The following is a 26247-nucleotide window of genomic DNA, read 5'->3' as shown; positions in this document are numbered from 1 at the left end:
TCGTTTAGCAGCGATAGATGTCGGCTCCACTGATCAAGGAGCTTCATTTATGTTCAAACCAACACCAAATCCTCCGGAAACCGACGACGTTTCCCCCTACGAATCCCTCGATTCCAAAAAACTCCACGAAGCCGCCGACCGCGCCCTCGACCACTACCTCAAACCACCCATCCCCAAAGCCACCAAGCGCAAACCCAGCACCATTTACCATGTGGGTACGAAGGTCGATAACGAAACCCTGCTGGTCAACGCCTGCGAATCCCTGGCGTCAGCGAGCATGATGCTCAGTGAGTTCGCCGGACTGATGGACATGCCACATCGCAATGTGATGTTGGGGATTCAATCGGTGGTCATGCTTGGTGAACTGGCCGTCAACCGAGTGCTGGATAACCTCGATCCACAAGACTAGCTAGGATTTTTGGCAAAGGGGCTTGTTGTGGCGAGGGGGCTTGCCCCCGTTCGGCGGCGCAGCCGTCGCAAAACCGGTATATGCGGTGTATCTGAAAACATGCAGTTGCAGGTTTTGGGGTCGCTTCGCAACCCAACGGGGGCAAGCCCCCTCGCCACAATGGGTTCCTGACTGAGCCCCTTAAATGCAAGAAACCCCGCATCACGCGGGGTTTCTTGTTTCCGGTGGTTTAAACGGCAACTCAAGCCCGCTTCCACAGGGTTTTGCGTATCAAGCCACCACTTGGTAACACGGCACATACGCCGCGCCACCCGGCAGTTTCATCCGGTGCTGGGCAACGAAGGCTTTGAGCAAATGGTCCAGCGGCTGCAAGACCTCGGCATCACCGCGAATCTGGTACGGCCCGTGTTCTTCGATCAGGCGGATGCCCTTGTCCTTGACGTTGCCGGCGACGATGCCGGAGAACGCGCGGCGCAGGTTGGCGGCCAGTTCGTGGGGCGGCAGGTTGCGGCTCAGTTGCAGGTTGGCCATGTTGGCGTGGGTCGGGTCGAACGGGCGCTGGAAGCCTTCGTCGATCTTCAGCAGCCAGTTGAAATGGAACGCGTCGTTGCGCTCACGGCGGAACTGTTTGACCGCTTTGAGGCCCTGAGTCATCTGCCGCGCTACTTCGGCCGGGTCGTCGATGATGATCTCGTAGTGCTGCTGCGCTTCTTCACCGAGGGTTGCGCCGACGAAGGCGTGCAGTTGCTCCAGATACGGCGCGGCGCTTTTCGGCCCGGTAAGGACCACCGGGAACGGCAGGTCCTGGTTGTCCGGATGCATCAGGATGCCGAGCAGGTACAGGAACTCTTCGGCCGTGCCCGCGCCGCCGGGGAAAATGATGATGCCGTGGCCAACCCGCACGAACGCTTCCAGGCGTTTCTCGATGTCCGGCAGGATCACCAGTTCGTTGACGATCGGGTTCGGTGCTTCGGCGGCGATGATCCCCGGCTCGGTCAAACCGAGGTAGCGACCGCCGTGGATGCGTTGCTTGGCATGGGCGATGGTCGCGCCTTTCATCGGGCCTTTCATCACGCCAGGGCCGCAACCGGTGCAGATGTCCAGGCTGCGCAGGCCGAGTTCGTGGCCGACTTTCTTGGTGTATTTGTATTCTTCGGTGTTGATCGAGTGGCCGCCCCAGCACACCACGATTTTCGGTTCGACGCCGGGGCGCAGGGTGCGGGCGTTGCGCAGCAGGTGAAAGACGTAGTCGCTGATGCCCTGGGAGGTGCTCAGGTCGATGCTCAAGGCGTCGAGTTCGTTTTCTGTGTAGACGATGTCGCGCAGGGCGCTAAAGAGCATTTCACGGGTGCTGGCAATCATTTCGCCATCGACGAAAGCGTCGGCGGGGGCATTCAGCAGTTCCAGGCGTACGCCACGGTCTTGCTGGTGAATGCGGATTTCGAAGTCTTTATAGGCTTCCAGAATGGTCTTGGCGTTATCGACGTGGGCGCCGGTATTGAGGATGGCCAGGGCGCACTGGCGGAAGAGGGTGTAGGTGATGCCGGATGATGCTTCGCTCAGTTGCTGCACTTCACGCTGGGAGAGCGTTTCCAGGCTGCCTTTAGGGCTGACCGAGGCGTTGATTACATGTCGTTGGGTCATTCAATGATCCTTAAAACGATGTCACCCGCCAGCAACGGCGCATGGCATCCGAATAGTGTGTATCCATGATGAAGATGGCACGAACTGCGCTGTATCGCCATGCTCCCGTTTGACGATGAAAAGATGAAAAGGAGCTCCAGCATAGCTAAATCCTTCGGGGAGGCGATAATGCCTCGCAGTCTTTTTGTCACAGCGCCTTTTACCATCGATGCAAGGAACCCCGTCGCGATGTTCGAAATCCAGCCAATGAATGCCGAAACCTATCGACGCCAGACGCGGCGCAGCACGGTGATCATCGCCCTGATGTTCCTGGCGCTGGCGATGGTGCTGTCGACGGTGGCGGTGACGTTGTTCGGTGAACCCGGTGGCGATAATCTGCGGTTCAACGTGGGGGGTGTGTTTGCCGCGTTGTTGCTGACGGTGGCGCTGATGCGCGGCAAGTTCTGGAGGCAGGAGTGGATGGCGCCAGCGGTCTATGGTTGGCAGCTCAAGCGCAGCCTGATGAGCGTCACCAACGTCATGCACCAGGTGACGACGGCGGTGGAGCAGAGCGATCCGAGCGCCATGAAGCTGCTGCGCTTTTATCACTTGGGGCTGAGCCAGATGCACCAGTTGGACGGCAACTCCAGCGATCAAAGTCAGCTGACCCGAGAGATGGACCAGCACAAGGCACGGATGGACGCGTTGGGCATCGAGACCGAACAGAGGCGATTGAATCCGGCCTGGTTTGAGGCGATCAAACAGACGCCGATGTAGCGATTACGATCGCTGGCAATGAGCGTTTTTGTGCAAATCACCTATCGTATCGGTATCGGATTGTAATGGTTTGAGCGCCGGTCACGGCTGGCTGGCGCTAAAAGGGCGAACGGGAAAATTCGCCATGTCATAAGGGATTCAGGGAGCGTCATGGGGCATCCGTCCGTCAAAGATCGTATTGAACACACCCGGTTCGCCACGCCTTGGGTGCCCGAGCCGGTTGAGACAACGCTCAAGGTTCGATACGCGGTTTCTCTGCTGATTGCGGTGTGCCTGTCCTTGATGGCCATTGTGATCGGTGAAAGCTGGAACTCGCGTCAGTACCATCTGCGTGAGAGCGAAGTGGCGATGTCCAACCTGGCGCAAACCCTGGCCTCGCAGGCGCAGGCATCGATCAAACAGGCCGACACGCTGCTGTTTTCCCTGGTGGACCGCCTCGAAATCGATGGCATGCAACCGGAAAAACTTCCCCGACTGCAACGTTTGCTCCAGGCTCAGCGCAGTGAGTTGGTACAGATCCATGGGCTGTTCGTGTTCGACGAAGAAGGACGCTGGCTCGCCAACGCCATTAACGTCATACCGCCCAATGCCAATAATTCCGACCGTGAATATTTCATCTACCACCGTGATCATCCCGACCGCGGCCCTCATATCGGTCCGTCGATAAAAAGTCGCTCGACCGGTGAGTGGATCATGACCGTGTCACGCCGGATCAATCACCCTGATGGCCGGTTTGCCGGCGTGGTGGTGGCTTCGATCTACCTTGAGCATTTCCTGGATTTGTACAACAGCATCGACATGGGTAATAACGGCGTGATCAACCTGATCTCCGATGACGCCACCATCGTCGTTCGGCGCCCGTTCAACGAAGCCGATATTGGCACCAGTGTTGCCAAAGGGCCGCTGTTTACCCAGCTGCTGCCCAAGGGCGATTCCGGTACGGCAACGGTCAGGTCCTTTGTCGACGGAGTGGTGCGGGTCGTGGGGTTTCGACGGGTCGAGGGGTATCCGCTTGTCGTCTTTGCCGGGCTCGACAAGGATGAAGTCCTGGCCAGTTGGCGGCAGGAATCAATATTCAGTGCGGGCATCGTCCTGTTGCTGCTGGGGTTTCTGGGGGCTCTCGGTTATCGCCTGATCCGCCTCATGAAGCAGCAGAATCATATTCAGAACAATCTGTTGGAGACTCAGGACAAACTCATTGAGGTCAACCGCAGCCTGGAGTTGCTGGCACTGGAGGATGCACTGACCGGGCTTTCCAATCGGCGTCAATTCGACCTGTTCATTCTCGCGGAAATGGGCCGCGCCAGGCGTAGCCAGGCCCATCTTGCGCTGTTGATGATCGATGTCGACCACTTCAAGAACTTCAATGATCACTACGGTCATTTGGCGGGCGATGAGTGTTTGCGCAAAATCAGCACGATCATCACCGAAAACATCAAACGCCCCGGCGATCTCGCGGCTCGCTTCGGTGGTGAGGAGTTTACGGTGGTGCTGCCTGGTACCGACTACGTGGGGGCGTTTCTGGTAGCGGAAAACATCCGCCGTGCGGTTCAGCAGGCCGGCATCAAACACGTTGAGGGTGTGGAGGGCGTGGTCACGGTCAGCGTGGGTGTCTGCGCCTACGACCCGGCCTCGCAAGCCCAGCCCGACGACATTGTCGGCGCCGCGGACAAGGCGCTGTATGTGGCCAAGGCCAGTGGCCGGAACATGAGTGTTATCGCCAACTGAGTTCAACCGGACCGGTGGTTACTGCCTGAACGGGTCGGATGCTTCCATTGCCGGAACAGCCGCGCATAGATCAGCACGTTGAGCGCCAACACCACGCTGCCCAGTGCCAGTTGAATCGTGGGCGTCAGCCCAGCCGGGTAAATAATCGGCCACACGTAATGCTCGATAAAACCACCACCGTAACCGGTTTGCCCGGCCGCGTGGCGCATGCGGTTTTCCCATTCGGTGAGTGGGCACGCCAGGTGGAAGACTTCCACGATCACACCCCATGCAGCGGCGGGCAGGTGCCACCAGATCAGGTGGCGCCATTTGAGCACCAGCAGCCCGCCGAACAGCACGAACAGAATGAACAACAAGTGAGACAGCACCAGCCCGTCGGCGGCGATTCGGTAAAGCATGTCGATTCCCTGACGTGTTGGGTGAATCGCTCCATGGTACTCGGGCTGGACGCTTGTGCTCTATCGATTGCCGCCTTCAAGCGCTGCCAGTACTTCTTTCAAACGCACCGTCGTGCTTTCACTGCTGCGTTGCATTGGCGCTCGCAGCTCGTCGTGGATCAATCCTCCAAGGGCCAGGGCAGTTTTCACCGGAGCGGGATTGGGCTCGATGAACAGGCTGTGGATCAGCGGCAGCAACTGGAAGAAGGTCGTTCGGCCGGCCGCTAAGCGGTTGTCGCGAAGCTGTTGATACAGCGTCACGAACAGCTCGGGATGAACATGGGCCGAGGCGGCAATTGCGCCTTTGGCCCCCAGGCATAGCGCGCCGAAGATCTGATTATCTTCGCCGCACAGCACGTCGACGTTACCGCTGGAGAGCAGTGCCAAGGTGTTGGCTGGGTTGCCGCCGCAGTCCTTGATCGCGACGATCCGCTCATGGGCGACGATCCGGAGCAGGGTCGCCTGCTCGAAGGCTATGCCGGTGCGATAGGGGATGTCGTAGAGAATAATCGGGGCGCTGGACGCATCGGCGACGGTCTTGAAAAAGGCTTCGAGGCCGGCCTGGGAAGGGCGGATGTAGTAGGGCTGCGGCACCAGCAAGCCCGCCAGGGGACGCTTCAGGATTTCGCTTTGAAAGTGCAGCAACTCGGTGAGGTTGTTGCCGGCCAGGCCCATGACCACGCGTTCTGGTGGAACCTGTTCCAGCACCGCATCGAGCACCGCCAGTTGTTCATGTTTGGCCAGCGCCGCGGCTTCCCCGGTGGTGCCGCAGACCACTATGCCATCGACGCCTTTTTCCAGCAGATGACTGACCAGCCGCCGCAATCCGGCGAAGTCGATCGCGCCATTGTGAAACGGCGTAACGATGGGAACCCAGATACCTTGAAACGATGACATGCACTTTCTCCTGAAGGTTGACCGATTTCGTCACCGTCAGAAGCGTAGAAGGAAGTCAGCAAGAGGAGGGGTGTCCGTCGCGCTCAATGTCCTGTCAGCTCATCTGACGGGACAGCGCGCCCCGGTCACATGAGCGACTGTTTCTTCGATTTAGGGGCGTGCGCAACGCAACCTTGCGCCTTGGCAATCAAGCCAATGACGACAGTGTTGAGGTTGAAGGTTGCGGACATGGTTGCTTACACCCTGAATGAGGCGCCCAGTTTTAAAAGCCGACGGGGTATTTGTCAATCGTGAAGTCGTTGCAAGTGCGCAAGATTGTTCAAGCCATTGGCCATGACTGCTGGCACAGTCTGAAGACTTTTCCTGGTTGTAGAGCGTTATGTCCAACTCATTCATGCCGCGTACTGCATTCCTTCGTGGCGCCGCGGCCATCATGCCGTTGTCCCTGGCGACCGCGCCCTGGGGGTTGCTGGCCGGTTCCATGGCCATCGAGGCCAACCTCACGCCCCTGCAAGGCCAGGGGCTGTCGAGCATCGTGTTTGCCGGCGCGGCGCAATTGGTCGCCATCGGCATGCTCAAGGGCGGCGCCGGGGTCTTTTCGATTCTGTTGACCACGTTGCTGCTGACCTCCCAGCATTTGCTGTACGGAATGAGCATGCGTTCGGTGATTTCCCCGTTGCCGGGCCGCTGGCGTATCGGGCTGGGCTTTTTGCTCACCGACGAGTTGTTCGCCCTGACCAGTCAGCATGACAAACAGCAGTTTAACCGCTGGTACGCCCTCGGTGTGGGCCTGACGTTTTACATCGCCTGGAACCTCTTCACCCTGGCAGGCATTGTGCTGGGCAGCAGCATTCCGGGCCTTGAACACCTGGGGCTGGATTTCTCCATCGCCGCGACGTTTATCGCCTTGATCACGCCGGTGGTGCGCAACGTTCCGACGGTGGTCTGCGTGGCGGTCTCGCTGTTCTGTTCGGTGCTGTTCAGCTATTGGCAATGGGGCTCGGCGCTGGTGCTGTCGGGGTTGGCGGGCATGACCGCAGGGTTCATCTGCAACAAACTCTACGTGGGGCGCACATGATGGTCTGGGCTGTGATTATCGGGATGGGCCTGCTGGTGTTCCTGAACCGCTACGTCTTTCTCGAACCTCGGCTGCCGGTGCGCTTGAGCAGCAATGCCCGGCAGTTCCTCGGTTTCGCGGTGCCGGGCATGCTCACCGCGATCTGCGGGCCGATTGTGTTCATGCCCGACAAACAGTTGAACCTGCAGTGGGACAACCCCTACCTGATCAGTTCGCTGGTGGCCGTGGGCCTGGTGCTTTACACCCGCAATACTCTGCTCAGCATGTTGTTGAGCATGGGCTTTTTCTTTTTACTGCGCTGGTGGCTCTGAGTCGTCCGGCGCGAAACTGTTCTACGCTTAACGGATGATCCCTTGAGGACGGGAGGTGGGCATGGCCACTGAACCAAAGCGTCCGGACCTGGATGATGAGACCGATGAACCGACGGAGGAAGAAATCGAGCGGCAGAAGCGTTCGACGCCGGACTGGAAGCACCCCGACGACGGTAAAGAGCTGTCGGACCGCGACCAGGAACGCCCGCTGAAGCCCTGATCGGTTTGCACATCCCCAAAGCCCCGCCAATAGATGGCGGGGCTTTTTAGTTTTTGTAGTTTGAAATGCAATCACCTGGGGAGCAGGCGCTGGAACCAAACACTGTGTACCCTTATCCAACCTCGGCTCGCAGCGATTGGCGGGCCGGTCGAAGGATGAATGGGCGAGGGGTTTTTGCCATTAAACGTGACGGTCGCAAGGTCTGGCCCAAGGCAAAACATGAAGCAGTTGATCAAGGTTCTATCCGTATTCGCCATCGCCGTCGGCCTGTTTGGCTGCATCGCCGCGCCCATTGAGATGACGCCGCAGACGCAACAGCGTCTGCAAGCGCAGGCGCCGATCCGCTTTCTGCTGACCTTCGACGACGGGCCCAGCGCGTCCGGTTTTTACAACCCGACCGCCACTGTACTCGACAGCCTGGCGCACAATCCGCTGCAACCGGACATCAAAGCCGTGTTCTTCGTGCAGACCCGAGCCTCGGGCGCCGGCGGCAGTGACGTGGGGCGCCAACTCATGCGGCGCGAACAGGCCGAAGGGCATCTACTGGGCTTCCACACGGCCACTCCCCACCACACCAACCATCGCTCCCTGGAGCCGGAGCAACTGGAGCAATCGCTGACCAACGGCAGCGCAGACATCGCCGCGATCACTGGCGCCTCGCCGATTCTGGTGCGTCCGCCGTTCTGGAATTATGACAAGCGCACTTTCGCGGCCTATCAGCAGCACGGCATGCATGTACTGCTGACCGACCTGAGCGCCAATGACGGCAAGATCTGGGGCTTCAACGCCAGCCCTCGGCGGCGGGCCAATATGTTGCGGCAGCTGTCGGAAGTGCGCGAGCGCATCGCCCTTGGCGAGTTGCCGACGGTGGACGGGGTGATCCCGGTGGTGGTGACCTTTCACGACCTCAACCGCTACACCGCCCGGCATGCCCGCGAATACCTGCAAATCCTCCTCGACAGTGCCAACGCCACCGGTCTGGCCACGGCGCAGAAACCGTTTTACGACGACACGGCAGCGCTACAGCGGGCGGCCATGGCGCGCACCGTCAAGCAGAGTTCCGAGCCTGTTCGTTTGCCGGGGATCTGGAATTGGATATGGGATGGGGATGCTCACTGAACCCGCTGGCGCATTGCGCAAGCGGGTCTAATCTCAGTGGATCCAATCGGGAGGCCGTCCAGGGAGGGCGTCTGTCATGGTTTCAATTGAGCAGCTTTGCCAGATTGTCGAGTCCGGTTTCAAGCCGCTCTCCTGCGAATGCACCGTGAACCAGAATGAAACCTTGCGGATCAAGGTTTTCGATCAGAGCACCGGGCGGATTGAATTGTTGATCACCGGCGTATCCCCCGACAAACTGATCAGTGTTCGCGATATTTCCAACCTGATCGGCGAACTTCGCACAGAAATGCGTGCCGGTCGCCGAGCGTTCGCCGGTGTCGTGGCCTAACCGCGACTTCTTGTAGCAGCTGCCGAAGGCTGCGTTCGGCTGCGTAGCAGTCGTAAAATCGGAGATCGCGATACATCAGGCAGACCGCATTAGCCGGATTCACGACCGCTACGCAGCCTCGCTGGGGCTCGACAGCTGCTACGGATTGCATTTACGGCTCACTGTCGCGCGGCAGCAGTTCATCGATCATCTGCAAGCAATGATTCAACCCCGGCGACACATCGCCCACGCGCCTGCTGAGAATAATCGGCGAGATCGCGTTGTCTTCCAGCACCGGAGTGAAGCCAATGTCGTCGCGGTGCAGCAACTGCACCGAGGCCGGTACCAGCGTCACCCCGATTCCCGCCCCCACCAGACCAATCGCCGTTTGCAGCTCGTTGGTCCATTGCGCCACCTTGATGTGCACGCCACTGGCTTCGAACAATGCGATCACGTGGTCGGCGTAACTCGGGCGCGGGTTGCCGGGATAGAGCACAAAGGGTTCCTTGGCCAGTTCCCGAAGGCTGATGGGCCTGGCGAGGAGCGGGTGGCCGGCGGGGAGGGCGGCCACCAGTCGGTCTTCGGTGAGCACGGTCTGCAGGATGGCCGGGTCGTCGATGCGGATGCGCCCGAAGCCGATATCGATACGCCCGGCCTTGAGCGCCTGCACCTGTTGCAACGTGGTCATTTCCGAGAGCCCCAATTCCAGCGCCAGAGGCTCGCCGCTGCGCAACCGGCGAATCAGTTCCGGCAGCACGCCATAGAGGGTCGAGGGCGCAAAGCCGATGCCCAGCCAGGTCTTTTCGCCCAGGCCGATCCGCCGCGTGTTGTCGCAGACCTTGCCCAGTTGTTCGAGCAGGGCGGTGGAGTGTTCATGGAAAAAACGCCCGGCGTCGGTCAGCTTCAACGGTCGGCCGCGCTCCAGCAGCAGTACCCCGAGTTCGTCTTCCAGCTGCTGGATCTGCCGGCTCAGCGGCGGTTGGGCGATGTGCAGCAGTTCGGCGGCGCGGGTGAAGTTGAGGGTTTGAGCCAGCACCTGAAAATATCGCAGGTGACGCAGTTCCATGGGGCCTCCGGACGTCGATCTGTTAAATACCTTTAAGGTATCGAGTCAGACCAATTCTATATTGGCTTCCCGAAAAAAGCCGTACCAGAATCGGTTCCAGAACTTTAAGAACCTGACGGGTATCGCGACATGCTTGCAACAGCCATTGAATCGATCGAGACGATCATCGTCGATCTGCCGACCATTCGCCCGCACAAGCTGGCGATGCACACCATGCAGAACCAGACTCTGGTGATCATTCGGGTGCGCTGTGCCGATGGCATTGAGGGTATCGGTGAGTCGACCACCATCGGCGGCCTGGCCTACGGCAACGAAAGCCCGGACAGCATCAAGACCAACATCGACAAACACTTCGCGCCACTGCTGATCAGCCAGGACAGCGGCAATGTGAATGCCGCGATGTTGCGCCTGGAGCGCAGCATTCGTGGCAACACCTTCGCCAAATCGGGTATCGAAAGCGCCTTGCTCGACGCCCAGGGCAAGCGCCTTGGCCTGTCGGTCAGTGAACTGTTGGGCGGACGGGTTCGCGATGCATTGCCGGTGGCCTGGACCCTGGCCAGCGGCGACACCGCCAAGGACATTGCCGAAGCGGAAAAAATGCTCGACCTGCGCCGCCACCGGATCTTCAAACTGAAAATCGGCGCTGGCGAGGTCAACCGCGACCTGGCTCACGTTATTGCGATCAAAAAGGCCTTGGGCGATCGCGCCAGTGTGCGGGTCGATGTCAATCAGGCCTGGGACGAAGCAGTCGCTCTGCGGGCCTGCCGGATACTCGGCACCAACGGCATCGACCTGATCGAACAACCGATCTCGCGCAATAACCGCGCCGGCATGGTGCGCCTGAATGCCATGAGCCCGGCGCCGATCATGGCCGATGAATCCATCGAATGCGTGGAAGATGCCTTTAACCTGGCACGGGAAGGCGCCGCTTCGGTGTTCGCTCTGAAAATCGCCAAGAACGGCGGCCCGCGCGCCGTGCTGCGAACCGCCGCGATTGCCGAGGCGGCCGGTATCGGCCTGTACGGCGGCACCATGCTCGAAGGCGGAATCGGCACGCTGGCCTCGGCCCATGCCTTTGTCACACTGAATACCTTGAGCTGGGATACCGAATTGTTCGGCCCGCTGCTGCTGACCGAAGACATCCTCAGCGAGCCATTGGTCTACCGCGATTTTCAACTGCACGTCCCGTCAACACCGGGGCTGGGCCTGGTTCTGGATGAAGAGCGCCTGGCGTTTTTCCGTCGGGACAAAAGTTCCACTGTCGTTCATCAAGCCTGAGGAGGGCATCATGCTGTTTCACGTAAAAATGACCGTGAATCTACCGGTCGACATGAACCCGGAGCGCGCCGCTCAGCTAAAGGCCGACGAGAAAGCCCTGGCCCAGCGCCTGCAAGAGCAAGGCAAGTGGCGTCATCTGTGGCGCATCGCCGGGCTCTATGCCAATTACAGCGTGTTCGATGTCGACAGCGTTCAGGAACTGCACGACCTACTGATGCAATTGCCGCTGTACCCGTACATGGCGATCGAGGTCAACGCGCTGTGCCGGCATCCTTCTTCCATTCGCGAGGATGACCGCTGAATCCAGCCTGTTCAGTTCGCTACGCTAATAAATACAAGATGAGGATCCATCATGAACGTCAAGATTTCCCACACCGCCAGTGTCCAGAAGTTTCTCGAAGAAGCCAGCGGCCTGCTCAATGAAGCCGGCGATCCGCGGGTCAAGGCGCTGGTTTACCGCATCCTGCGTGATTCGGTGAACATCATCGAAGACCTGGCCGTGACCCCGGAAGAATTCTGGAAAGCCGTCAATTACCTCAACGTGCTGGGCGCGCGGCAGGAGGCCGGTCTGTTGGTTGCCGGGCTCGGTCTTGAGCATTACCTCGACCTGTTGATGGATGCCGAAGACGAGCAGGCCGGCAAATCCGGCGGCACCCCGCGAACCATCGAGGGGCCGCTGTATGTGGCGGGTGCGCCGCTGTCGCAAGGCGAAGCGCGTCTCGATGACGGCGTCGATCCGGGTGTGACTCTGTTCATGCAGGGCCGGGTGTTCAATACCGCTGGCGAACCGCTGGCTGGGGCGGTGGTGGATGTCTGGCACGCCAACACCGGCGGCACCTATTCGTACTTCGACACCACCCAGTCCGAGTTCAACCTGCGTCGCCGGATCGTCACCGATGCCGAGGGTTGTTATCGCTTCCGTAGCATCGTGCCGTCGGGCTACGGCTGCCCGCCGGATGGTCCGACCCAGCAACTGCTCAATCAACTGGGCCGTCATGGCCAGCGGCCGGCGCACATTCACTTCTTCATTTCGGCACCGGATCATCGTCACCTGACCACCCAGATCAACCTCGATGGCGATCAGTACCTGCATGACGATTTCGCCTACGCCACCCGTGACGAACTGATCGCCAAGATCACCTTCAGCGACGATCCGCAGCGTGCAGCGGCCCATGGCGTGAGCGGTCGTTTTGCCGAAATCGATTTCGACTTCACCCTGCAGTCGTCCGCCCAACCTGAGGAGCAGCAACGCCACGAGCGGGTGCGTGCGCTCGAGGACTGATACCCTCGACCAGCCGAACCGGGTCACGAGATAACCGACCGTTTATCTCGTGGCCTTCTGTGTTTCGGGCAGGACACTAGAATGGCGGCGCCACTGATAACAACAATGAGAGTGAACCGATGATGCAAGCGCAATTGTTGAGTCATCGCAGCAGAATCTTCGACCATGCCGACCCGTATGCGGTGTCGGGCTACGTCAATCAGCATGTCGGCAACCATTGCCTGCAGATGCCCAGGGCCGGCCGGCCGCTGGCCAGCCTCGATCATCGCAAGTTTGCCAGCCTTGATCTGTGCCGCATCAGTTATGGCGCCAGCGTGCGGGTTACCTCAGGCGCGCTGGACAGCATCTATCACTTGCAGGTGTTGCTGCGCGGCAATTGCCTGTGGCGTGGCCACGGTCAGGAACATTACTTCGCGCCCGGGGAGTTGCTGCTGATCAACCCGGACGATCCGGTGGATCTGACCTATTCCAGTGATTGCGAAAAATTCATCCTGAAAGTCCCCACCCGGCTGCTGGAGTCGGTGTGCGAGGAGCAGCGCTGGCGGTATCCGGGGCAGGGCGTGCGGTTTCTGGAAAACCGTTATCAGCTCAATCAACTGGAAGGTTTCGTCGGCCTGCTGGCGATGATTTGCCAGGAAGCCGAGGCATCCGAGCCGATTCCTCGCGTGCAGGAGCACTATGCGCAAATCGTGGTCAGCAAGATGCTGGGCCTGATGAAAACCAACGTCATGCGCACCGACCCTGGCTCAGTCTCGGCCACGTTCGAGGCGCTGGTCGATTACATCGCCTGCAACCTCAAGCAAGACATCGACAGCGAAGAACTGGCGCGCCAGGCGCGGATGAGCCTGCGTTCGCTGTATGGGCTGTTCGAACGCAATGCGGGGGACACGCCGAAAAACTACATCCGGCAGAAGAAGCTCGAGCGCATTCACGCCAACCTGAGCGACCCGACCTGCAACGTGCGCAACGTCACGGAAGTGGCCATGGATTACGGCTTCCTGCACCTGGGCCGGTTCTCCGACAGCTACCGCAAACAGTTCGGCGAATTGCCTTCCGACACCCTCAAGCGCCGTCACTGATTGCCAAGACGTTTGACGAATAACCTGTGGCGAGGGGGCTTGCCCCCGTTCGGCTGCGCAGCAGTCGTAAATCCTGCCGACGCGGTGTGCCTGGCAGAATGCCGGGGGCCGCTTCGCAGCCCAGCGGGAGCAAGCTCCCTCGCCACATTGGCAACCATCAACCACCCACCGCCCTTTGCACAAAACGGATACAGGTCTGCACCCGGCGGATAGTCCGCCCCATCCCCACGTCCTAGCATGGCCCTGCCTGAATAAAAACAATGGAGGCGGCGGCCATGTCCCTGCGACCCGAATACCTTCACTCCCTGCTTGAAGAAGACCCTGAACAGGGTATCTATCGCTGCAAGCGGGAGATGTTCACTGATCCGCGGCTGTTCGACCTCGAGATGGAACACATCTTCGAAGGCAACTGGCTGTACCTGGCGCACGAAAGCCAGATCCCCAACAACAACGATTTCTACACCACCACCATGGGGCGCCAGTCGATCTTCATCGCGCGCAACAAGGATGGCGTGTTGAATGCCTTTATCAACGCATGCAGCCACCGCGGGGCGATGCTCTGCCGGCACAAGACCGGCAACAAGAGTTCGTACACCTGCCCATTCCACGGCTGGACGTTCAACAACTCCGGCAAGCTGCTCAAGGTCAAGGACCCGGCGGCGGCCGGCTACCCGGCGAGCTTCAATTGCGAAGGCTCCCACGACCTGACCAAAGTCGCGCGTTTCGAGTCCTATCGCGGCTTCCTGTTCGGCAGTCTCAAGGCCGACGTGGTGCCGTTGGTGGAGCACCTGGGCGAGTCGGCGAAGATCATCGACATGATCGTCGACCAGTCCGCCGATGGCCTGGAAGTGCTGCGTGGTTCCTCCAGTTACATCTACGAAGGCAACTGGAAACTCACCGCCGAAAACGGCGCCGACGGCTATCACGTCAGCTCCGTGCACTGGAACTACGCCGCCACCCAGAATCAGCGCAAACAGCGCGAAGCCGGCGATTGCAATCCGACCATGAGCGCCGGCACTTGGGCCAAGCAGGGCGGTGGTTTCTATTCCTTCGACAAGGGCCACATGCTGCTCTGGACCCGTTGGTCCAACCCCGAGGACCGTCCGCTGTACGAGCGTCGCGACGAGTTGGCCCGGGACTTCGGCCAGGCTCGCGCCGACTGGATGATCGAGAACTCGCGCAACCTGTGCCTGTACCCGAACGTGTACCTGATGGACCAGTTCAGCTCGCAGATTCGCATCGCCCGGCCGATCTCGGTCAACCGCACCGAAATCACCATTTACTGCATCGCGCCCAAAGGCGAAAGCGACCACGCCCGATCGAGCCGCATTCGGCAGTACGAGGACTTTTTCAACGTCAGTGGCATGGCCACTCCAGACGATCTGGAAGAGTTTCGCTCCTGCCAGACCGGTTACCAGGGCAGCGTCACCACCTGGAATGACATGTCCCGTGGTGCCGAACACTGGATTGAAGGCGCCGATGACGCGGCCAGGGAAATTGACCTGCACCCATTGCTCAGCGGGGTGCGTACCGAAGACGAAGGCCTGTTCGTGCTGCAACACAAATATTGGCAGCAGACCATGCTCAAGGCCCTGGCCGCCGAACAGTCCGAACTGATTGCAGTGGAGGCCGTGCAATGACCATGACCTATGACGCGGTGCGCGATTTTCTCTACCGCGAAGCGCGCTACCTCGACGACAAGCAATGGGACGACTGGCTGGAGTTGTACGCGCCGGACGCCACTTTCTGGATGCCGTCCTGGGATGACAACGACGAGCTGACCATCGATCCGCAGCGGGAAATCTCGCTGATCTGGTACGGCAACCGCACGGGTCTGGAAGATCGCATCTTCCGCATCAAGACCGAGCGTTCCAGTGCCAGCGTGCCGGACACCCGCACCTCGCACAACCTCAGCAACATCGAGCTGATCGAACAGGCCGACGGCCTGTGCAAGGTGCGTTTCAACTGGCACACCCTGAGCTTTCGCTACAAGACCGTCGACAGCTATTTCGGCAGCAGTTTCTACACCCTGGATGTGCGCGGTGAGAACCCGCTGATCTTGGCCAAGAAAGTGATCCTGAAGAACGACTACGTTCGCCAGGTCATCGATGTTTACCACCTCTGAGGCGGCCGTCATGACTCATTCCATTGCGTTCAATTTCGAAGACGGCGTCACCCGGTTCATCGACGCCAACGCCGGCGAAACCGTGGCCGATGCCGCGTACCGCCAGGGCATCAATATTCCGCTGGACTGCCGCGACGGCGCTTGCGGCACCTGCAAGTGTTTCGCCGAAGCCGGGCGCTACGACCTGGGCGAGGACTACATCGAAGACGCCCTCAGCGCTGACGAAGCGCAGCAGGGTTTTGTCCTGACTTGCCAGATGCGTGCGCAGAGCGATTGCGTGGTGCGGGTGCCGGTTTCATCGGATGTCTGCCGTACTCGTCAGGCCAGTTACGACGCGACCATCAGCGCCGTGCGTCAGCTGTCCGACAGCACCATCGCACTGTCGATCAAGGGCGAAGCCCTGAGCAAACTGGCGTTTTTGCCGGGGCAGTATGTGAACCTCGGGGTTCCGGGCAGCGAGCAGACCCGCGCGTATTCGTTCAGCTCGTTGCAGCGTGACGGCGAAGTCAGTTTCCTGATTCGCAACGTGCCCGGCGGCTTGATGAGCAGTTTCCTGACCGGCATGGCCAAGGCCGGCGACAGCATGAGCCTGGCCGGACCGTTGGGCAGTTTCTATCTGCGCGATATCCGCCGGCCGTTGTTGCTGCTGGCCGGTGGCACCGGTCTGGCGCCGTTTACCGCGATGCTGGAAAAAATCGCCGAGCAGGGCAGCGAGCATCCGCTGCATTTGATCTACGGCGTGACCAACGATTTCGACCTGGTGGAAATCGATCGACTGGAAGCCTTTGCCGCACGAATCCCGAACTTCAGCTTCAGCGCCTGCGTGGCCAACCCCGACAGTCGGCACCCGCTCAAGGGCTACGTGACCCAGCACATCGAGCCACGGCATTTGAACGATGGTGACGTCGATGTCTACCTGTGCGGCCCGCCGCCGATGGTCGAAGCGGTCAGCCAGTTCATTCGCGAGCAAGGCGTCGCGCCTGCGAACTTCTACTACGAGAAATTTGCCGCCAGCGCGGCCTGAGCCGCGACACGCTCTAGTAGCAGCTGTCGAGCCCCAGCGAGGCTGCGTTCGGCTGCGAAGCAGTCGCAAAATAAAAAACTGCGGTATGTCAGGTAAACCGCGTTTGCCGGATTCACGACTGCTTCGCAGCCGAACGCAGCCTCGCTGGGGCTCGACAGCTGCTACAGATCGTGTTTCCCGCGAAAGCGATTTCGCAACGAGGGTATGTATGAACAGATTCCACGAAAAAATCGCGCTGATTACCGGTGCCGCCCAAGGCATCGGCCGGCGTGTGGCGGAACGCATGGCCGCTGAAGGTGCGCGGTTGATTCTGGTCGACCGCTCCGATCTGGTGTTCGAGTTGCAGAAGGAACTGGGGCGGGACAGCCAGGTGCTCGCCCTGACCGCCGACCTTGAGCAATACAGCGAATGCAGCCGGGTGATGCGCACCGCCGTCGAGCGCTTCGGGCGCCTCGATGTGTTGGTCAACAATGTCGGCGGCACGATCTGGGCCAAGCCTTTCGAGCACTATGAAGAGTCGCAGATCGAGGCCGAAGTCCGACGTTCATTGTTCCCGACGCTGTGGTGTTGCCATGCCGCGCTGCCGTTCATGCTTGAGCAAGGCAACGGCGCCATCGTCAACGTTTCATCCATCGCCACCCGTAGCGTCAATCGCGTGCCTTACGGTGCAGCGAAGGGCGGGGTCAATGCGTTGACCGCGTGCCTGGCGTTCGAAACCGCCGGCCGTGGGGTGCGGGTCAACGCAACCGCTCCCGGTGGCACCGAAGCGCCGCCGCGGCTGATCCCGCGCAACACCGCGGAACAAAGCGCTCAGGAAAAGCTGTGGTATCAGCAGATCGTCGACCAGACCCTCGACAGCAGTTTGATGAAGCGCTACGGCACACTGGATGAACAGGCCAGCGCTATCCTGTTTCTGGCCAGCGACGAAGCCTCCTATATCACCGGCATGGTCATGCCGGTCGGTGGCGGCGATCTGGGCTGACCTTTCAGGAGGGCGTCGGCTGTGTTGAGCTACAAGCGACGCTGAAATGCTCTGACGATTCTGAGTGTGGCGTCGCTTGTGTTCAGGTTCTGGACGGCGTCCAGCGGGTACCAGATGCAGTCGAAGATTTCATTCTGGGGCCGCGCCTCGGCCACGTTTATGACCGATGCCTCGTAGACATGATGCCTGGTGCTGGTCGTGTCCAACTCCATCAAGTACAGCAGGCTGTCGACCCCAAGCCCGGTTTCTTCATAAAGCTCTCTTGTGGCCGCGCCCGCGATGGTTTCGCCAGGCTCGATTTTTCCACCCGGCAGGGTCCAGCGCCCCCTGGGTTTGCGCACCAGGAGAATGTGCCGGTCCTGCTCGCAAATGACGGTTGCGCGTACTTTCATGGATTACCTGACTGCCGGTTGTCATAAAACAGTCATAAAAATGCAATATTCAGACCGCAATCCGCAGACGTGTCTGCTTCAAGGGTTAGAGTCGACAGGGCGGTTGAAAGTGCAATGGGATGCCGGAATCCTGACGCGACGTCTGGTCGGCACTTCTGCGAAGGTCGGGTGTAAGGTAGTTGAGTGGACCCTGGACTATCACTGCCGAAATGGAGGTGACTAATGAGCGTTCCGATGCTGACCAAAATGCACATGAACGGCTATGACGTACTCAGCGTGAACAGCGGCCCGTGGCGGGTGTGCACCAAAGGTGACCGGCTTGGATCCTTTGGCAGCCGAGAAGAAGCACTGGCCTATGCGGCTGCGCTTCCCGCCTACAGAGCCCGGTCGGGCAGATCATCGCGTAGCCACAAATCAGACAAATAGTGCGCCTGAAGCCCCGGTACGCCGGGGCTTCTCGTTATAAAGTCGTGGGCTCAGTAACCACCACCCATCCCGCCCGTGGACGGGGAATACGCTCTGGCTTTTTGTTGGACGCGACTCCACTCGGCGCAGGTCATGAAGGCTTTATGGTCGACCTGGCCCCTGCCATCAAAACTGACGCTGTACGGCTGCTGATTGCCGGCCTGGGTCAACTTGTAATCAAAGCAAGCGCCTGGCTCCACCGTGCGATCGGTGATCGATAGCGGCTTGCCGCCAATCTGCTCGACCTGATCCTTGGTCATGCCGGCTTCGACCTTGGCGACCAGCGGTTGGTCCCGGTAGATATGCGATTCCGTGTTACAGCCACCTGTCGCCGCCAGCACGGCGATCAGCGCGCATAGAGGCTTGTTCATGGCAATGCTCTCTAGTGAACTTTCGTTCGAGTGATGGTTTTTGCTTTCACTTCTTCAGCATAGCCCGCCAGCCGCTCTTCATCGCCCTGGAACAAGGAGCACAGCCTGAGCGTCGCCTCTGCGTCCACATCATTGCCGGCCAGGCGCAACTGCTCTGCGATGCGCAAAAGCTCTACCGCCGACCACCTCAGGTCCGACGCCACACCTTGCAGATCGCGCCGTAGTTGCTGTTCATATTCGTTAAGCCACATGATGACCTCCTGCAATTCCCCGCTACGAAATAGTAATCCCATTTACCTCGATGGAGCGTTATGTTCGTCTGATCCAAAGAGAGTCGAAATCATGCAACAACCTGCCTACCAACTGCTGGAAGTCGCCAACGGCAAGCCGATCAAACTCTGGACCGAAGGCGTGCCGGTTGAAAGCGAAGCCCGGCAGCAACTGATCAATACCGCGAAGATGCCGTTCATCTTCAAGCACCTGGCGGTGATGCCGGACGTGCACCTGGGCAAAGGTTCCACCATCGGCAGCGTGATCCCCACCGTGGGCGCGATCATTCCTGCGGCCGTGGGCGTGGACATCGGCTGCGGCATGATCGCCGCGCGCACCTCGCTGACCGCTGCCGACTTGCCGGACAACCTGCATGGTCTGCGCACTGCCATTGAAAAGGCCGTGCCCCATGGCCGCACCTTGAGCCATGGCCGCCGTGACGAAGGCGCCTGGGAACACGTTCCACAGCAGGCCGATCAGGCCTGGGCGGCGCTGAACCCTCGGTTCAAGGCGATCACCGACAAGTACCCGAAACTCGCCAGCACCAACAACCGCCAGCACCTGGGGACCCTCGGCACCGGTAACCACTTCATCGAGGTCTGCCTGGACGAGGCCAATCGCGTGTGGTTCATGCTGCACAGCGGCTCTCGCGGCGTGGGCAATGCCATCGGTACTCTGTTCATTCAATTGGCCCAGGCGGACATGCGCCAGCACATCGCCAACCTGCCGGACCGTGACCTGGCCTACTTCAAGGAGGGCAGCCGGCACTTCGATGACTACGTCGAAGCGGTGGGCTGGGCTCAGGACTTCGCCCGGCAGAATCGTGCCTTGATGATGCAATCGGTGATTCACGCGGCGCGGCAGGTGATCCGCAAACCTTTCGAGGTTGCGCTGGAGGCCGTGAACTGCCATCACAATTACGTGCAGAAAGAGCGGCATTTTGGCGAGGACATCCTGGTCACCCGCAAAGGCGCGGTGTCGGCGAAGAAGGGCGAGCTGGGGATCATTCCCGGTTCCATGGGGGCCAAAAGCTTCATCGTTCGCGGCCTCGGCAACGAGCAATCGTTCTGTTCCTGCAGCCACGGCGCCGGTCGCACCATGAGCCGCACCAAAGCCAAGAACACCTTCACCGTCGCCGACCAGATCCGCGCGACCGCCCATGTGGAATGCCGCAAGGATGCGGCGGTCATCGATGAGATCCCGATGGCCTACAAGGACATCGACAAAGTCATGCACGCCCAGCGTGATCTGGTGGAAGTGCTGCATACGTTGCGACAGGTGGTGTGCGTGAAGGGGTAGGGATGGGAGGTCCGCTGGTCGGGAAAGTCAACGGGAGTGGACAGCTCTGCTGTCGTATGGAGGTAGTGATCTATTCGCTGGGGCGAGGTATCTCAAATGACGGCGACTGATGATTTCAGACACCATGCGCATGAACTGATCGCGGACCTGGATGCGGCCACAACGGAAATGATGAAGTTGATTTCAGCTCATCAGCTCAGTGGGCCGGAATGGGAACGGGTCACGAAATGGCAGCATGAAGCCTACGAGCGGTGGATGAAGTATCTGAATGCGAGTTCGTATACCGATTCCGGCTCGGGGGTCGATCCGGGGCAGGGCGAAGCCTCTGTATAAGAAGCCTTTGTATAAAAAGCTGCTTTATAGCGGCGTAGCCCCAGCGTTTGCTGGATGTCTGCGCAAGTACAGGCTACATTTCCCGTTTTTCAGGATAGAGAAGCATCATGCGGATGTTGATAGCGGGAGTAGCGTTGGCTGCGTTGGCGGGCTGTTCATTGCCCGCATCCCTGGTGCCCGGTGAGCCTAATGTCAGCAAATACAGCGATAAGGCGCCCAAGGAATATGCCGGGTGTGTATTGCCATTGTGGCGCCAGGAGATTGCTGGAACGACGCAAACTGCGATTTCCAATGGCTATCGGATTACTGCACCGAGCGTCATCACAGCTGACGAAATTCTGGATATCGTGAAGTCCAAGGATGGCAGCCGGGTATCGCTTTACCAAGGGCCGCCATGGGCCAAGTCAGGAACGCTGCGCAAGGCTGTCCGGGATTGTCTGTAACGGTTTCTTCAGTAGATGACTCAAAAATAGTGTGGATATTTAATGGGTTGCGAGATTTAGTAACTGGATGGTGAGTCAAAATATCTTGTTACAGATCAATTGATTGGGTAATATTGCCCCGCGTTCACCACCACGGTTTATGCATTTTTAAAGCCCAGGCGTCCATCAGCTGCCTGGGCTTTTTTTTTGCCTGGCATTTGGGGATGACTTACAAGCACGCTGCCGGCAAAGCGCCAGCAGCGTCGGTGATGAGGTGGGTAAGCGCTATTGCTAAAACCTGTTGTTACCCGGCCGGATCAGCCTTGCGCCGATCACTGCCAGAAGGATTGCCAGTGTTTATAAGCCTTCTCTCGACCAGGACATTTCGCAGGGCCTGGCGTGCCGAAGGATCCAGTTGATGTTCTCTCTCCTTGAGTTCAAGCAAGATGGGGCTGGACCAGCCACGATAGGTTTGCTCGGTAATACGAGTAGGCGTCATCTATCTCTCCCTTGTGAGTCGCCCGACAACACAGTGGGCGAAGTCCTGTGCGATAAAGATCCTAGTCGAGGAAACGATTTGTCGCCAGCGATTGGCAGTGCCGACTGTCCTGCACAACGTAGGTTGTTGGTGATTCGGGCGTAAACTGAAAAGGCTACCTCATCAAAAGGAGCCGCATATGATCGCCGACCAAACGATTAGACAGGCGTCGGAGCAAAGCACTGTTTGGGACCAATATTTCTGTGCTGCGCTGATTGCCGAAAGCCATCTGACGGCACCGGTGGTAGGAGAAACCACCCACGAAGACAGGCAAAACATGCTGATCCAAAGAGCCAAAGCGCTCGCCGACAAGATGCTTGAAAACAGAAGATAAAACGGAGCCCGGCCATTGCGGCCGGGCTCTTCACTTATCGCCCCTTTGACAGGTCACCTGGCCAGGCTGTCACTGGGTGGCGCGATGGACTGCCCCGGTTTTTTTGGGCGCTGAGTTCTTTGTTCGTGGATCGTCTACAGTTGGTAATTCATGGATACGGAGATCGAACATGAAGTGCTTAATTTGTCACGCTGTCTCTAACACTGTTCATGTGGCTGAAGACTGGTCAGAAGTTGCATGCTCGGCTGGATGTGGACGCTTCAGGGTCTCGGCCAACCTGATTAAAAGCATGAAGGGCAGGAACGAATCCTTTGACATCGAGCGCACAAGACAATGGCTCAAGATGTCCCGCAATGACGAGCCGGTGCCGTTGATATCCCGCTATGACTACAACGTTGCCTTGTTGCATCGCGACACCGGGGAGAAGTCGGCCATCGCGCCGAGTCGCTCCAGGCAGCCGCTGACTTCGGATTAGATTCCGCCCCGGCTGTAACGCCACCCTCGGTAGGCGCTGCCCAAGGCTGCGATCTTTTGATCTTCAGCGGCTTCTGAACGATCAAGAGATGCAGCAGCTGCCGAGCGACGCCTAACGTTCGACTGTCATGTAAAAACAAGCAACCTCCTTGGATCGCCCGTGTCGATATAAACATATCCGCGCTATTCGTCATCACACCTGTCCAGGTTGCCAGCGTTTATGGCGGGCTGAAAGCGGCTATAGCTGAATGTTCAGGAGGTGGCTATGAACTGTCCGCTGTGTGGCAATACCAATGCGCTGGAAGATCTTTCGTTCGGGGGCGGATTGCGCATTCATTGCGAACCGTGTGGTGGTTTCTATCGAATTTCATCGACCCTGCATGCCTTGGCTGAAGGAAAGTCTTATGACACCGAGCGCGCTCGAACCCGCCTGAAGAAGAAGCGTGAAACCGGCAAATTGGAGGATCAAGAGCCGGCGCTAGGCTCGGAAGACAAAGACCTACTCATCGAGCCGGGCTAATGTGTCGCGCAAAGCGAATGCAGTTCAGCGAAGGGTGCGTTGCGTGGGGGAAGGGGCAGCGACTATTTACAGAAGGACTCGCCTGGCCTTGAAGCCGAATTTCCAACGGATTCCAGGTCAGGCGAGCGTGTCGGATCCATGGGGCTTTAATCCTGATGAACACTTGAACGGCTCATTATCCAATCGGTTAATGAGCCTGTGCCACGCCGCACAAAACAGTCGCGGCGGCGGACTGAGATCGTGTGCTGGCAATGTTTCCCAGCGATACGACGCCAACCAGACGCTTGTCTCGGTTAAGCACGGGCAGGCGACGGAGGTGGACGTCCGCCATGTTTCTAGCGACATGCTCGATGTCTTCATCCTCATAGCAATAGCGGATGCCGCCACTCATTATTTTACTGATAGGGGTTGTTCCGGTGAGTCCTTCGGCGACGGCTCTGATGGCGATGTCCCGGTCCGTGATCATGCCAATCAGGCGCTCTTGCTCTTCAACCATAATGGCGCCGCTATCGATCCTGGCCATCATGCTTGCAGCCTCCTGGATCGTCTGGCTTGGTTTGGCTGTTAAAACATCTTTCGTCATAACTTCCGAGATCTTCATGAAAAAGACTCCTTTTAAAGGGATGCTTCAGTGATTACTGACTGTCTATTTTCGACTTGGAGGGGATGTACAGGGTTCAGAATGTTTTGTCTCCGCTTGTCATCGTGGGGAACCGGGATTCTCCAGCGCCGCTCATTGAGCGGCGTTTTCGTATTCGGGCGTTGCTCAAGGAGCAGCGCAACACCGCAAACGTGCGGGAGGGCGGGCGGCTTCGGATGGATGGTTGAGTTTGTAACTTGCTCGATACAAATAATAATCCGTATCATTTAGTTTCGAATCAAGGGTGCGAGGGAGTGCATTGCCCACATAAAAATAAGGTTCAGGTAATGCTCAAAATGCTACTTGTGTACGGTCATCTGATTGCCACCTGTATTGCTCTGGGGAGGGTGCTGCAGGCAGATCAAAAGCTATGGAGCTGGCGCAAGGATGTGTTGAGCCAGGTGCAACGTGAGTATCTCGACGAGACTCAAAAAATCGTCGCGCTCGCGCTATTGGCTCTTTGGGGAAGTGGCTTGCTGCTGGTGCTCCAGGGTTACCTCTATGAGGGGACCACGTATCTGCTCAATCAAAAGCTCTGGGCCAAGGTGAGTGTTGTTGCGCTGCTTAGCCTCAACGGCGCTTTGTTGCATCGAATCGGTTTTCTGCTGCTGCAGAAGGCTCCCTTTGTTTTGTTACACAGCTGCGCCCGGACTCGCCTTGCACTGTTGGGCGCTCTCTCTATGAGTGGCTGGTTATTTGCCGCATTCCTGGGGGTGGCTCGAGCGTGGAATCACGTGCTGCCTTACTTGCATGTGATGGGGGCTTTTGCCGTGTTCTCGTTAGTGGCTTGTGCAGTGGCGTGGATAGTCGCCAGCACAGCAGGCGCTATGGATGATGAGTGGTCGCGCACTGGCAGTGAGTAAAACCTGATTATGCCGGACGCAGGCTGTTCAGGTTTATTCAGAATTGTGTTCGGGACACAGGGCGCAACTCTGGATAGAGTTCTCACCGCTCACCCAGCTTCGGTTCTTTACCAAGCACGGAGTGCTAGGCCTTGGTTGGGCGAGCACCCATTTTTGATTGTTCTCGACAGAGAGAATGACGGCGCACGCGAAACCATGCTCCCTTCAGGCACCGTCCCTGAGCAACTGGCTGAACGCCTCCAGCTCACTTTTTTCCACATCGGAAACCAGCACGAAGCGCATGTGATTGGTTTGCCAGGACACCACGTTAAAGCCACGAATCGTCTGGGTCTGCCGCGGCTTGTCTGCCTCAGGCACCGGCAGGATAAACACATTGATGATGTGTTTGGCCCTCCCGTAACTCAGGGCTGCCGTGGTCTGGTGTTGCAGATAATCCAGCCGCCCGCCCAGTAATGGAAATCCCTGCGCCGAGTAATCGAACACCGGCGGTGAGAAGTCGAGTTTGCCGGTGAACCAGGGCTTCACGGTGTGGCGGTCGGAGGACACCACATCGTTCAGATGCTCGCCCATCAACGAGCGGACATGGCTGGAGACAGCCTCGTCCATCAGAGGTTGCTCGCTGCCCGGCGTCATCACATAAAGCACTGCCGCCAAGGCCAGCGCCGCCGCGGAAAACGTCGGTGCGAACCATTTCTGCCAGCGCTCGACGGCGCGAGTCGCGGGAGTACCTGTGGCAAACACGCTGGCCGCTAACGATGCCGGCGCCGGGTAATACGGCGCCTGGCGCTTCACACTGACCTTCAGCAGTTTCACTTCATCATGCAGCCGCGCGCACTCGGGGCATGCGGCCAGATGCGCAGCTACATCCGCAGCCGTCGCAGGATCGAGTTCGTGATCCAGATAACCATGCAGCCGTGTCTGGCAAACCGTGCAGTCGAGTTCATTCATGATCGTGCAACTTCAGTAGTTCGAGCTTGAGCATCGCGCGCCCCCGGGCCAGTCTCGACATGACGGTGCCGATGGGGATATCGACCACCAAAGCGATGTCCTTGTAAGGCATGTCTTCGAGTTCTTTCAGCACAATCACCTCACGAAACACTGGCGGCAGGGCGCACAGCGCTTGCTGGATCAGCGCTGCGTTTTCCGTGTGAATAGCCAGCAATTCCGGGGTCTGGCTGTGGCTCAATGCGCCTTCGTCATCGCCAATGTCGTCATCGAAAGCAACCCAATGGCGCCCGGCCGAGGCTTTGAGCCAGGTGTAGCTTTCATTGCGCACGATGGTCAGAAACCAGGCCTTGGCGTTGCCATCGGCGAAACGCTGCAAAAACCTGAAGGCGCGCAGGGCACTTTCCTGCACGACATCGCGTGCGGCGGCGTCGTTGCCAGTGAGCCAGCGCGCGAGGTTGTAAGCGGCGTCCAGATGGGGCGCAATCAGGTCCTCAAATCGCTTCATAGTGGCTTCCGCACTGTCACACCCCTATAACCGTGGTGCGTGGTCTTTTATTCCCTGAAAAGAATTTGTTTTCCAGCACGGAATAAACACTCATCCCGCAAGGTTTACCTCGTGTCAGCTACATCACTGTA

The 26247-nt window shown here is 58.8% G+C and carries 35 protein-coding genes; 24 read left to right on the top strand and 11 right to left on the bottom strand.

Annotated features, from left to right (window positions below):
- Positions 1–49: 49 nt before the first annotated feature.
- Positions 50–409 (top strand): DUF6124 family protein, encoded by a 360-nt coding sequence (locus AC07VO_RS07340; protein ID WP_086945503.1) that lies wholly within the window; start codon positions 50–52, stop codon positions 407–409.
- 270 nt (positions 410–679) lie between these two features.
- Here AC07VO_RS07340 and ppnN read toward each other — a convergent pair whose 3' ends face one another.
- On the bottom strand, positions 680–2053 hold the full coding sequence (gene ppnN, locus AC07VO_RS07335) for a nucleotide 5'-monophosphate nucleosidase PpnN (RefSeq protein WP_018928007.1): 1374 nt from the start codon (positions 2051–2053) through the stop codon (positions 680–682).
- Between the two features lie 228 nt (positions 2054–2281).
- On the opposite strand from ppnN, the gene AC07VO_RS07330 reads away from it, so the two are divergent.
- Together AC07VO_RS07330 and AC07VO_RS07325 are read left to right on the top strand one after the other, a co-directional pair.
- Positions 2282–2809, top strand: a complete 528-nt coding sequence (locus tag AC07VO_RS07330; protein ID WP_086945504.1) for a DUF3087 domain-containing protein — start codon at positions 2282–2284, stop codon at positions 2807–2809.
- A gap of 150 nt (positions 2810–2959) precedes the next feature.
- Positions 2960–4537, top strand: a complete 1578-nt coding sequence (locus AC07VO_RS07325) for a sensor domain-containing diguanylate cyclase (protein ID WP_086945505.1) — start codon at positions 2960–2962, stop codon at positions 4535–4537.
- 2 nt (positions 4538–4539) lie between these two features.
- Here the strand turns inward: AC07VO_RS07325 and AC07VO_RS07320 are convergent, their stop codons facing one another.
- Both AC07VO_RS07320 and dapA read right to left on the bottom strand, forming a co-directional pair.
- Complete coding sequence (locus AC07VO_RS07320; protein WP_086945506.1) at positions 4540–4935, bottom strand: DUF2784 domain-containing protein; 396 nt, start codon at positions 4933–4935, stop codon at positions 4540–4542.
- 60 nt (positions 4936–4995) lie between these two features.
- A complete protein-coding gene (gene dapA, locus AC07VO_RS07315; protein ID WP_495007505.1) occupies positions 4996–5871 on the bottom strand; it encodes a 4-hydroxy-tetrahydrodipicolinate synthase in 876 nt (291 codons plus the stop codon).
- A gap of 379 nt (positions 5872–6250) precedes the next feature.
- Between dapA and AC07VO_RS07310 the strand changes: the two genes are divergently transcribed.
- The 5 genes from AC07VO_RS07310 (at position 6251) to AC07VO_RS07290 (ending at position 8927) form a co-directional block, all read left to right on the top strand.
- Entirely contained in the window at positions 6251–6949 is a 699-nt protein-coding gene (locus AC07VO_RS07310) for an AzlC family ABC transporter permease (protein ID WP_018928001.1), read from the top strand.
- A complete protein-coding gene (locus AC07VO_RS07305) occupies positions 6949–7260 on the top strand; it encodes an AzlD domain-containing protein (protein ID WP_162830927.1) in 312 nt (103 codons plus the stop codon). The genes AC07VO_RS07310 and AC07VO_RS07305 overlap by 1 nt, the downstream gene beginning before the upstream one ends.
- Before the next feature lie 61 nt (positions 7261–7321).
- Positions 7322–7480: a hypothetical protein gene (locus tag AC07VO_RS07300; protein WP_173861163.1), complete on the top strand. Its 159-nt coding sequence runs from the start codon at positions 7322–7324 to the stop codon at positions 7478–7480.
- Positions 7481–7699: 219 nt separating this feature from the next.
- Positions 7700–8599, top strand: a complete 900-nt coding sequence (locus AC07VO_RS07295) for a polysaccharide deacetylase family protein (RefSeq protein WP_018927998.1) — start codon at positions 7700–7702, stop codon at positions 8597–8599.
- A 76-nt stretch (positions 8600–8675) separates the two neighbouring features.
- Positions 8676–8927, top strand: a complete 252-nt coding sequence (locus tag AC07VO_RS07290) for a DUF1652 domain-containing protein (RefSeq protein ID WP_086945508.1) — start codon at positions 8676–8678, stop codon at positions 8925–8927.
- 151 nt (positions 8928–9078) lie between these two features.
- On the opposite strand, the gene AC07VO_RS07285 is transcribed toward AC07VO_RS07290, so the two are convergent.
- Entirely contained in the window at positions 9079–9972 is an 894-nt protein-coding gene (locus AC07VO_RS07285) for a LysR family transcriptional regulator (RefSeq protein WP_086945509.1), read from the bottom strand.
- Between the two features lie 129 nt (positions 9973–10101).
- Here AC07VO_RS07285 and AC07VO_RS07280 point away from each other — a divergent pair, with 129 nt between their 5' ends.
- From AC07VO_RS07280 to AC07VO_RS07245, 8 genes are all read left to right on the top strand, one after another.
- Positions 10102–11250: a muconate cycloisomerase family protein gene (locus tag AC07VO_RS07280; RefSeq protein ID WP_086945510.1), complete on the top strand. Its 1149-nt coding sequence runs from the start codon at positions 10102–10104 to the stop codon at positions 11248–11250.
- A gap of 10 nt (positions 11251–11260) precedes the next feature.
- Positions 11261–11551: a muconolactone Delta-isomerase gene (catC, locus tag AC07VO_RS07275; RefSeq protein ID WP_007936026.1), complete on the top strand. Its 291-nt coding sequence runs from the start codon at positions 11261–11263 to the stop codon at positions 11549–11551.
- A gap of 51 nt (positions 11552–11602) precedes the next feature.
- Positions 11603–12532 carry a catechol 1,2-dioxygenase gene (catA, locus tag AC07VO_RS07270; protein ID WP_086945511.1) on the top strand — a complete coding sequence of 310 codons (930 nt, stop codon included), beginning with the start codon at positions 11603–11605 and terminating at the stop codon, positions 12530–12532.
- Positions 12533–12651: 119 nt separating this feature from the next.
- The gene (locus AC07VO_RS07265) at positions 12652–13611 is read left to right on the top strand and encodes an AraC family transcriptional regulator (RefSeq protein WP_086945512.1); all 960 of its coding nucleotides are present in this window, start codon (positions 12652–12654) and stop codon (positions 13609–13611) included.
- 275 nt (positions 13612–13886) lie between these two features.
- On the top strand, positions 13887–15251 hold the full coding sequence (gene benA / locus AC07VO_RS07260; protein ID WP_086945513.1) for a benzoate 1,2-dioxygenase large subunit: 1365 nt from the start codon (positions 13887–13889) through the stop codon (positions 15249–15251).
- Complete coding sequence (gene benB, locus AC07VO_RS07255; RefSeq protein WP_018927991.1) at positions 15248–15736, top strand: benzoate 1,2-dioxygenase small subunit; 489 nt, start codon at positions 15248–15250, stop codon at positions 15734–15736. Before benA ends, benB begins: the two co-directional genes overlap by 4 nt.
- 10 nt (positions 15737–15746) lie before the next feature.
- Positions 15747–16760 carry a benzoate 1,2-dioxygenase electron transfer component BenC gene (gene benC / locus AC07VO_RS07250; protein WP_086945514.1) on the top strand — a complete coding sequence of 338 codons (1014 nt, stop codon included), beginning with the start codon at positions 15747–15749 and terminating at the stop codon, positions 16758–16760.
- A 208-nt stretch (positions 16761–16968) separates the two neighbouring features.
- The gene (locus AC07VO_RS07245; protein ID WP_064617053.1) at positions 16969–17742 is read left to right on the top strand and encodes a 1,6-dihydroxycyclohexa-2,4-diene-1-carboxylate dehydrogenase; all 774 of its coding nucleotides are present in this window, start codon (positions 16969–16971) and stop codon (positions 17740–17742) included.
- A 29-nt stretch (positions 17743–17771) separates the two neighbouring features.
- Here AC07VO_RS07245 and AC07VO_RS07240 read toward each other — a convergent pair whose 3' ends face one another.
- Positions 17772–18134, bottom strand: coding sequence for an NUDIX hydrolase (locus AC07VO_RS07240; RefSeq protein WP_018927988.1), 363 nt, complete (start codon positions 18132–18134; stop codon positions 17772–17774).
- Between the two features lie 222 nt (positions 18135–18356).
- Between AC07VO_RS07240 and AC07VO_RS07235 the strand changes: the two genes are divergently transcribed.
- Complete coding sequence (locus AC07VO_RS07235) at positions 18357–18560, top strand: hypothetical protein (protein ID WP_007941550.1); 204 nt, start codon at positions 18357–18359, stop codon at positions 18558–18560.
- 50 nt (positions 18561–18610) lie between these two features.
- On the opposite strand, the gene osmE is transcribed toward AC07VO_RS07235, so the two are convergent.
- Together osmE and AC07VO_RS07225 are read right to left on the bottom strand one after the other, a co-directional pair.
- The gene (gene osmE, locus AC07VO_RS07230; protein WP_018927987.1) at positions 18611–18970 is read right to left on the bottom strand and encodes an osmotically-inducible lipoprotein OsmE; all 360 of its coding nucleotides are present in this window, start codon (positions 18968–18970) and stop codon (positions 18611–18613) included.
- 11 nt (positions 18971–18981) lie between these two features.
- Complete coding sequence (locus AC07VO_RS07225; protein ID WP_018927986.1) at positions 18982–19221, bottom strand: hypothetical protein; 240 nt, start codon at positions 19219–19221, stop codon at positions 18982–18984.
- Positions 19222–19312: 91 nt separating this feature from the next.
- Here AC07VO_RS07225 and AC07VO_RS07220 point away from each other — a divergent pair, with 91 nt between their 5' ends.
- The 3 genes from AC07VO_RS07220 to AC07VO_RS07210 all read left to right on the top strand — a co-directional run bounded on the left by AC07VO_RS07220 (position 19313) and on the right by AC07VO_RS07210 (position 21315).
- Positions 19313–20539 carry an RtcB family protein gene (locus tag AC07VO_RS07220; RefSeq protein WP_086945515.1) on the top strand — a complete coding sequence of 409 codons (1227 nt, stop codon included), beginning with the start codon at positions 19313–19315 and terminating at the stop codon, positions 20537–20539.
- Positions 20540–20635: 96 nt separating this feature from the next.
- Entirely contained in the window at positions 20636–20872 is a 237-nt protein-coding gene (locus tag AC07VO_RS07215; RefSeq protein WP_018927984.1) for a hypothetical protein, read from the top strand.
- Positions 20873–20979: 107 nt separating this feature from the next.
- A complete protein-coding gene (locus AC07VO_RS07210; protein WP_064617054.1) occupies positions 20980–21315 on the top strand; it encodes a hypothetical protein in 336 nt (111 codons plus the stop codon).
- Positions 21316–21598: 283 nt separating this feature from the next.
- Here AC07VO_RS07210 and AC07VO_RS07205 read toward each other — a convergent pair whose 3' ends face one another.
- On the bottom strand, positions 21599–21793 hold the full coding sequence (locus AC07VO_RS07205; protein ID WP_081625797.1) for a hypothetical protein: 195 nt from the start codon (positions 21791–21793) through the stop codon (positions 21599–21601).
- A gap of 178 nt (positions 21794–21971) precedes the next feature.
- Between AC07VO_RS07205 and AC07VO_RS07200 the strand changes: the two genes are divergently transcribed.
- The 3 genes from AC07VO_RS07200 (at position 21972) to AC07VO_RS07190 (ending at position 23160) form a co-directional block, all read left to right on the top strand.
- On the top strand, positions 21972–22166 hold the full coding sequence (locus AC07VO_RS07200; protein WP_018927982.1) for a hypothetical protein: 195 nt from the start codon (positions 21972–21974) through the stop codon (positions 22164–22166).
- A gap of 289 nt (positions 22167–22455) precedes the next feature.
- Positions 22456–22641: a hypothetical protein gene (locus tag AC07VO_RS07195; RefSeq protein WP_169342478.1), complete on the top strand. Its 186-nt coding sequence runs from the start codon at positions 22456–22458 to the stop codon at positions 22639–22641.
- A 264-nt stretch (positions 22642–22905) separates the two neighbouring features.
- Positions 22906–23160, top strand: a complete 255-nt coding sequence (locus AC07VO_RS07190) for a hypothetical protein (RefSeq protein ID WP_086945516.1) — start codon at positions 22906–22908, stop codon at positions 23158–23160.
- Positions 23161–23347: 187 nt separating this feature from the next.
- Here the strand turns inward: AC07VO_RS07190 and AC07VO_RS07185 are convergent, their stop codons facing one another.
- Positions 23348–23761, bottom strand: a complete 414-nt coding sequence (locus AC07VO_RS07185) for a CBS domain-containing protein (RefSeq protein WP_018927979.1) — start codon at positions 23759–23761, stop codon at positions 23348–23350.
- Positions 23762–24087: 326 nt separating this feature from the next.
- Here AC07VO_RS07185 and AC07VO_RS07180 point away from each other — a divergent pair, with 326 nt between their 5' ends.
- Positions 24088–24663 (top strand): hypothetical protein, encoded by a 576-nt coding sequence (locus tag AC07VO_RS07180; RefSeq protein ID WP_086945517.1) that lies wholly within the window; start codon positions 24088–24090, stop codon positions 24661–24663.
- Positions 24664–24867: 204 nt separating this feature from the next.
- Here the strand turns inward: AC07VO_RS07180 and AC07VO_RS07175 are convergent, their stop codons facing one another.
- Both AC07VO_RS07175 and AC07VO_RS07170 read right to left on the bottom strand, forming a co-directional pair.
- Positions 24868–25611 carry an anti-sigma factor family protein gene (locus AC07VO_RS07175; protein WP_086945518.1) on the bottom strand — a complete coding sequence of 248 codons (744 nt, stop codon included), beginning with the start codon at positions 25609–25611 and terminating at the stop codon, positions 24868–24870.
- On the bottom strand, positions 25604–26116 hold the full coding sequence (locus AC07VO_RS07170; protein WP_007941935.1) for a sigma-70 family RNA polymerase sigma factor: 513 nt from the start codon (positions 26114–26116) through the stop codon (positions 25604–25606). The genes AC07VO_RS07175 and AC07VO_RS07170 overlap by 8 nt, the downstream gene beginning before the upstream one ends.
- Positions 26117–26247: the final 131 nt, after the last annotated feature.

Source organism: Pseudomonas sp. GW821-FHT03E01 (assembly GCF_059420765.1).
The sequence above is the reverse complement of the archived record's forward strand: the minus strand, read 5'-3'. Positions and strand labels throughout refer to the sequence as shown.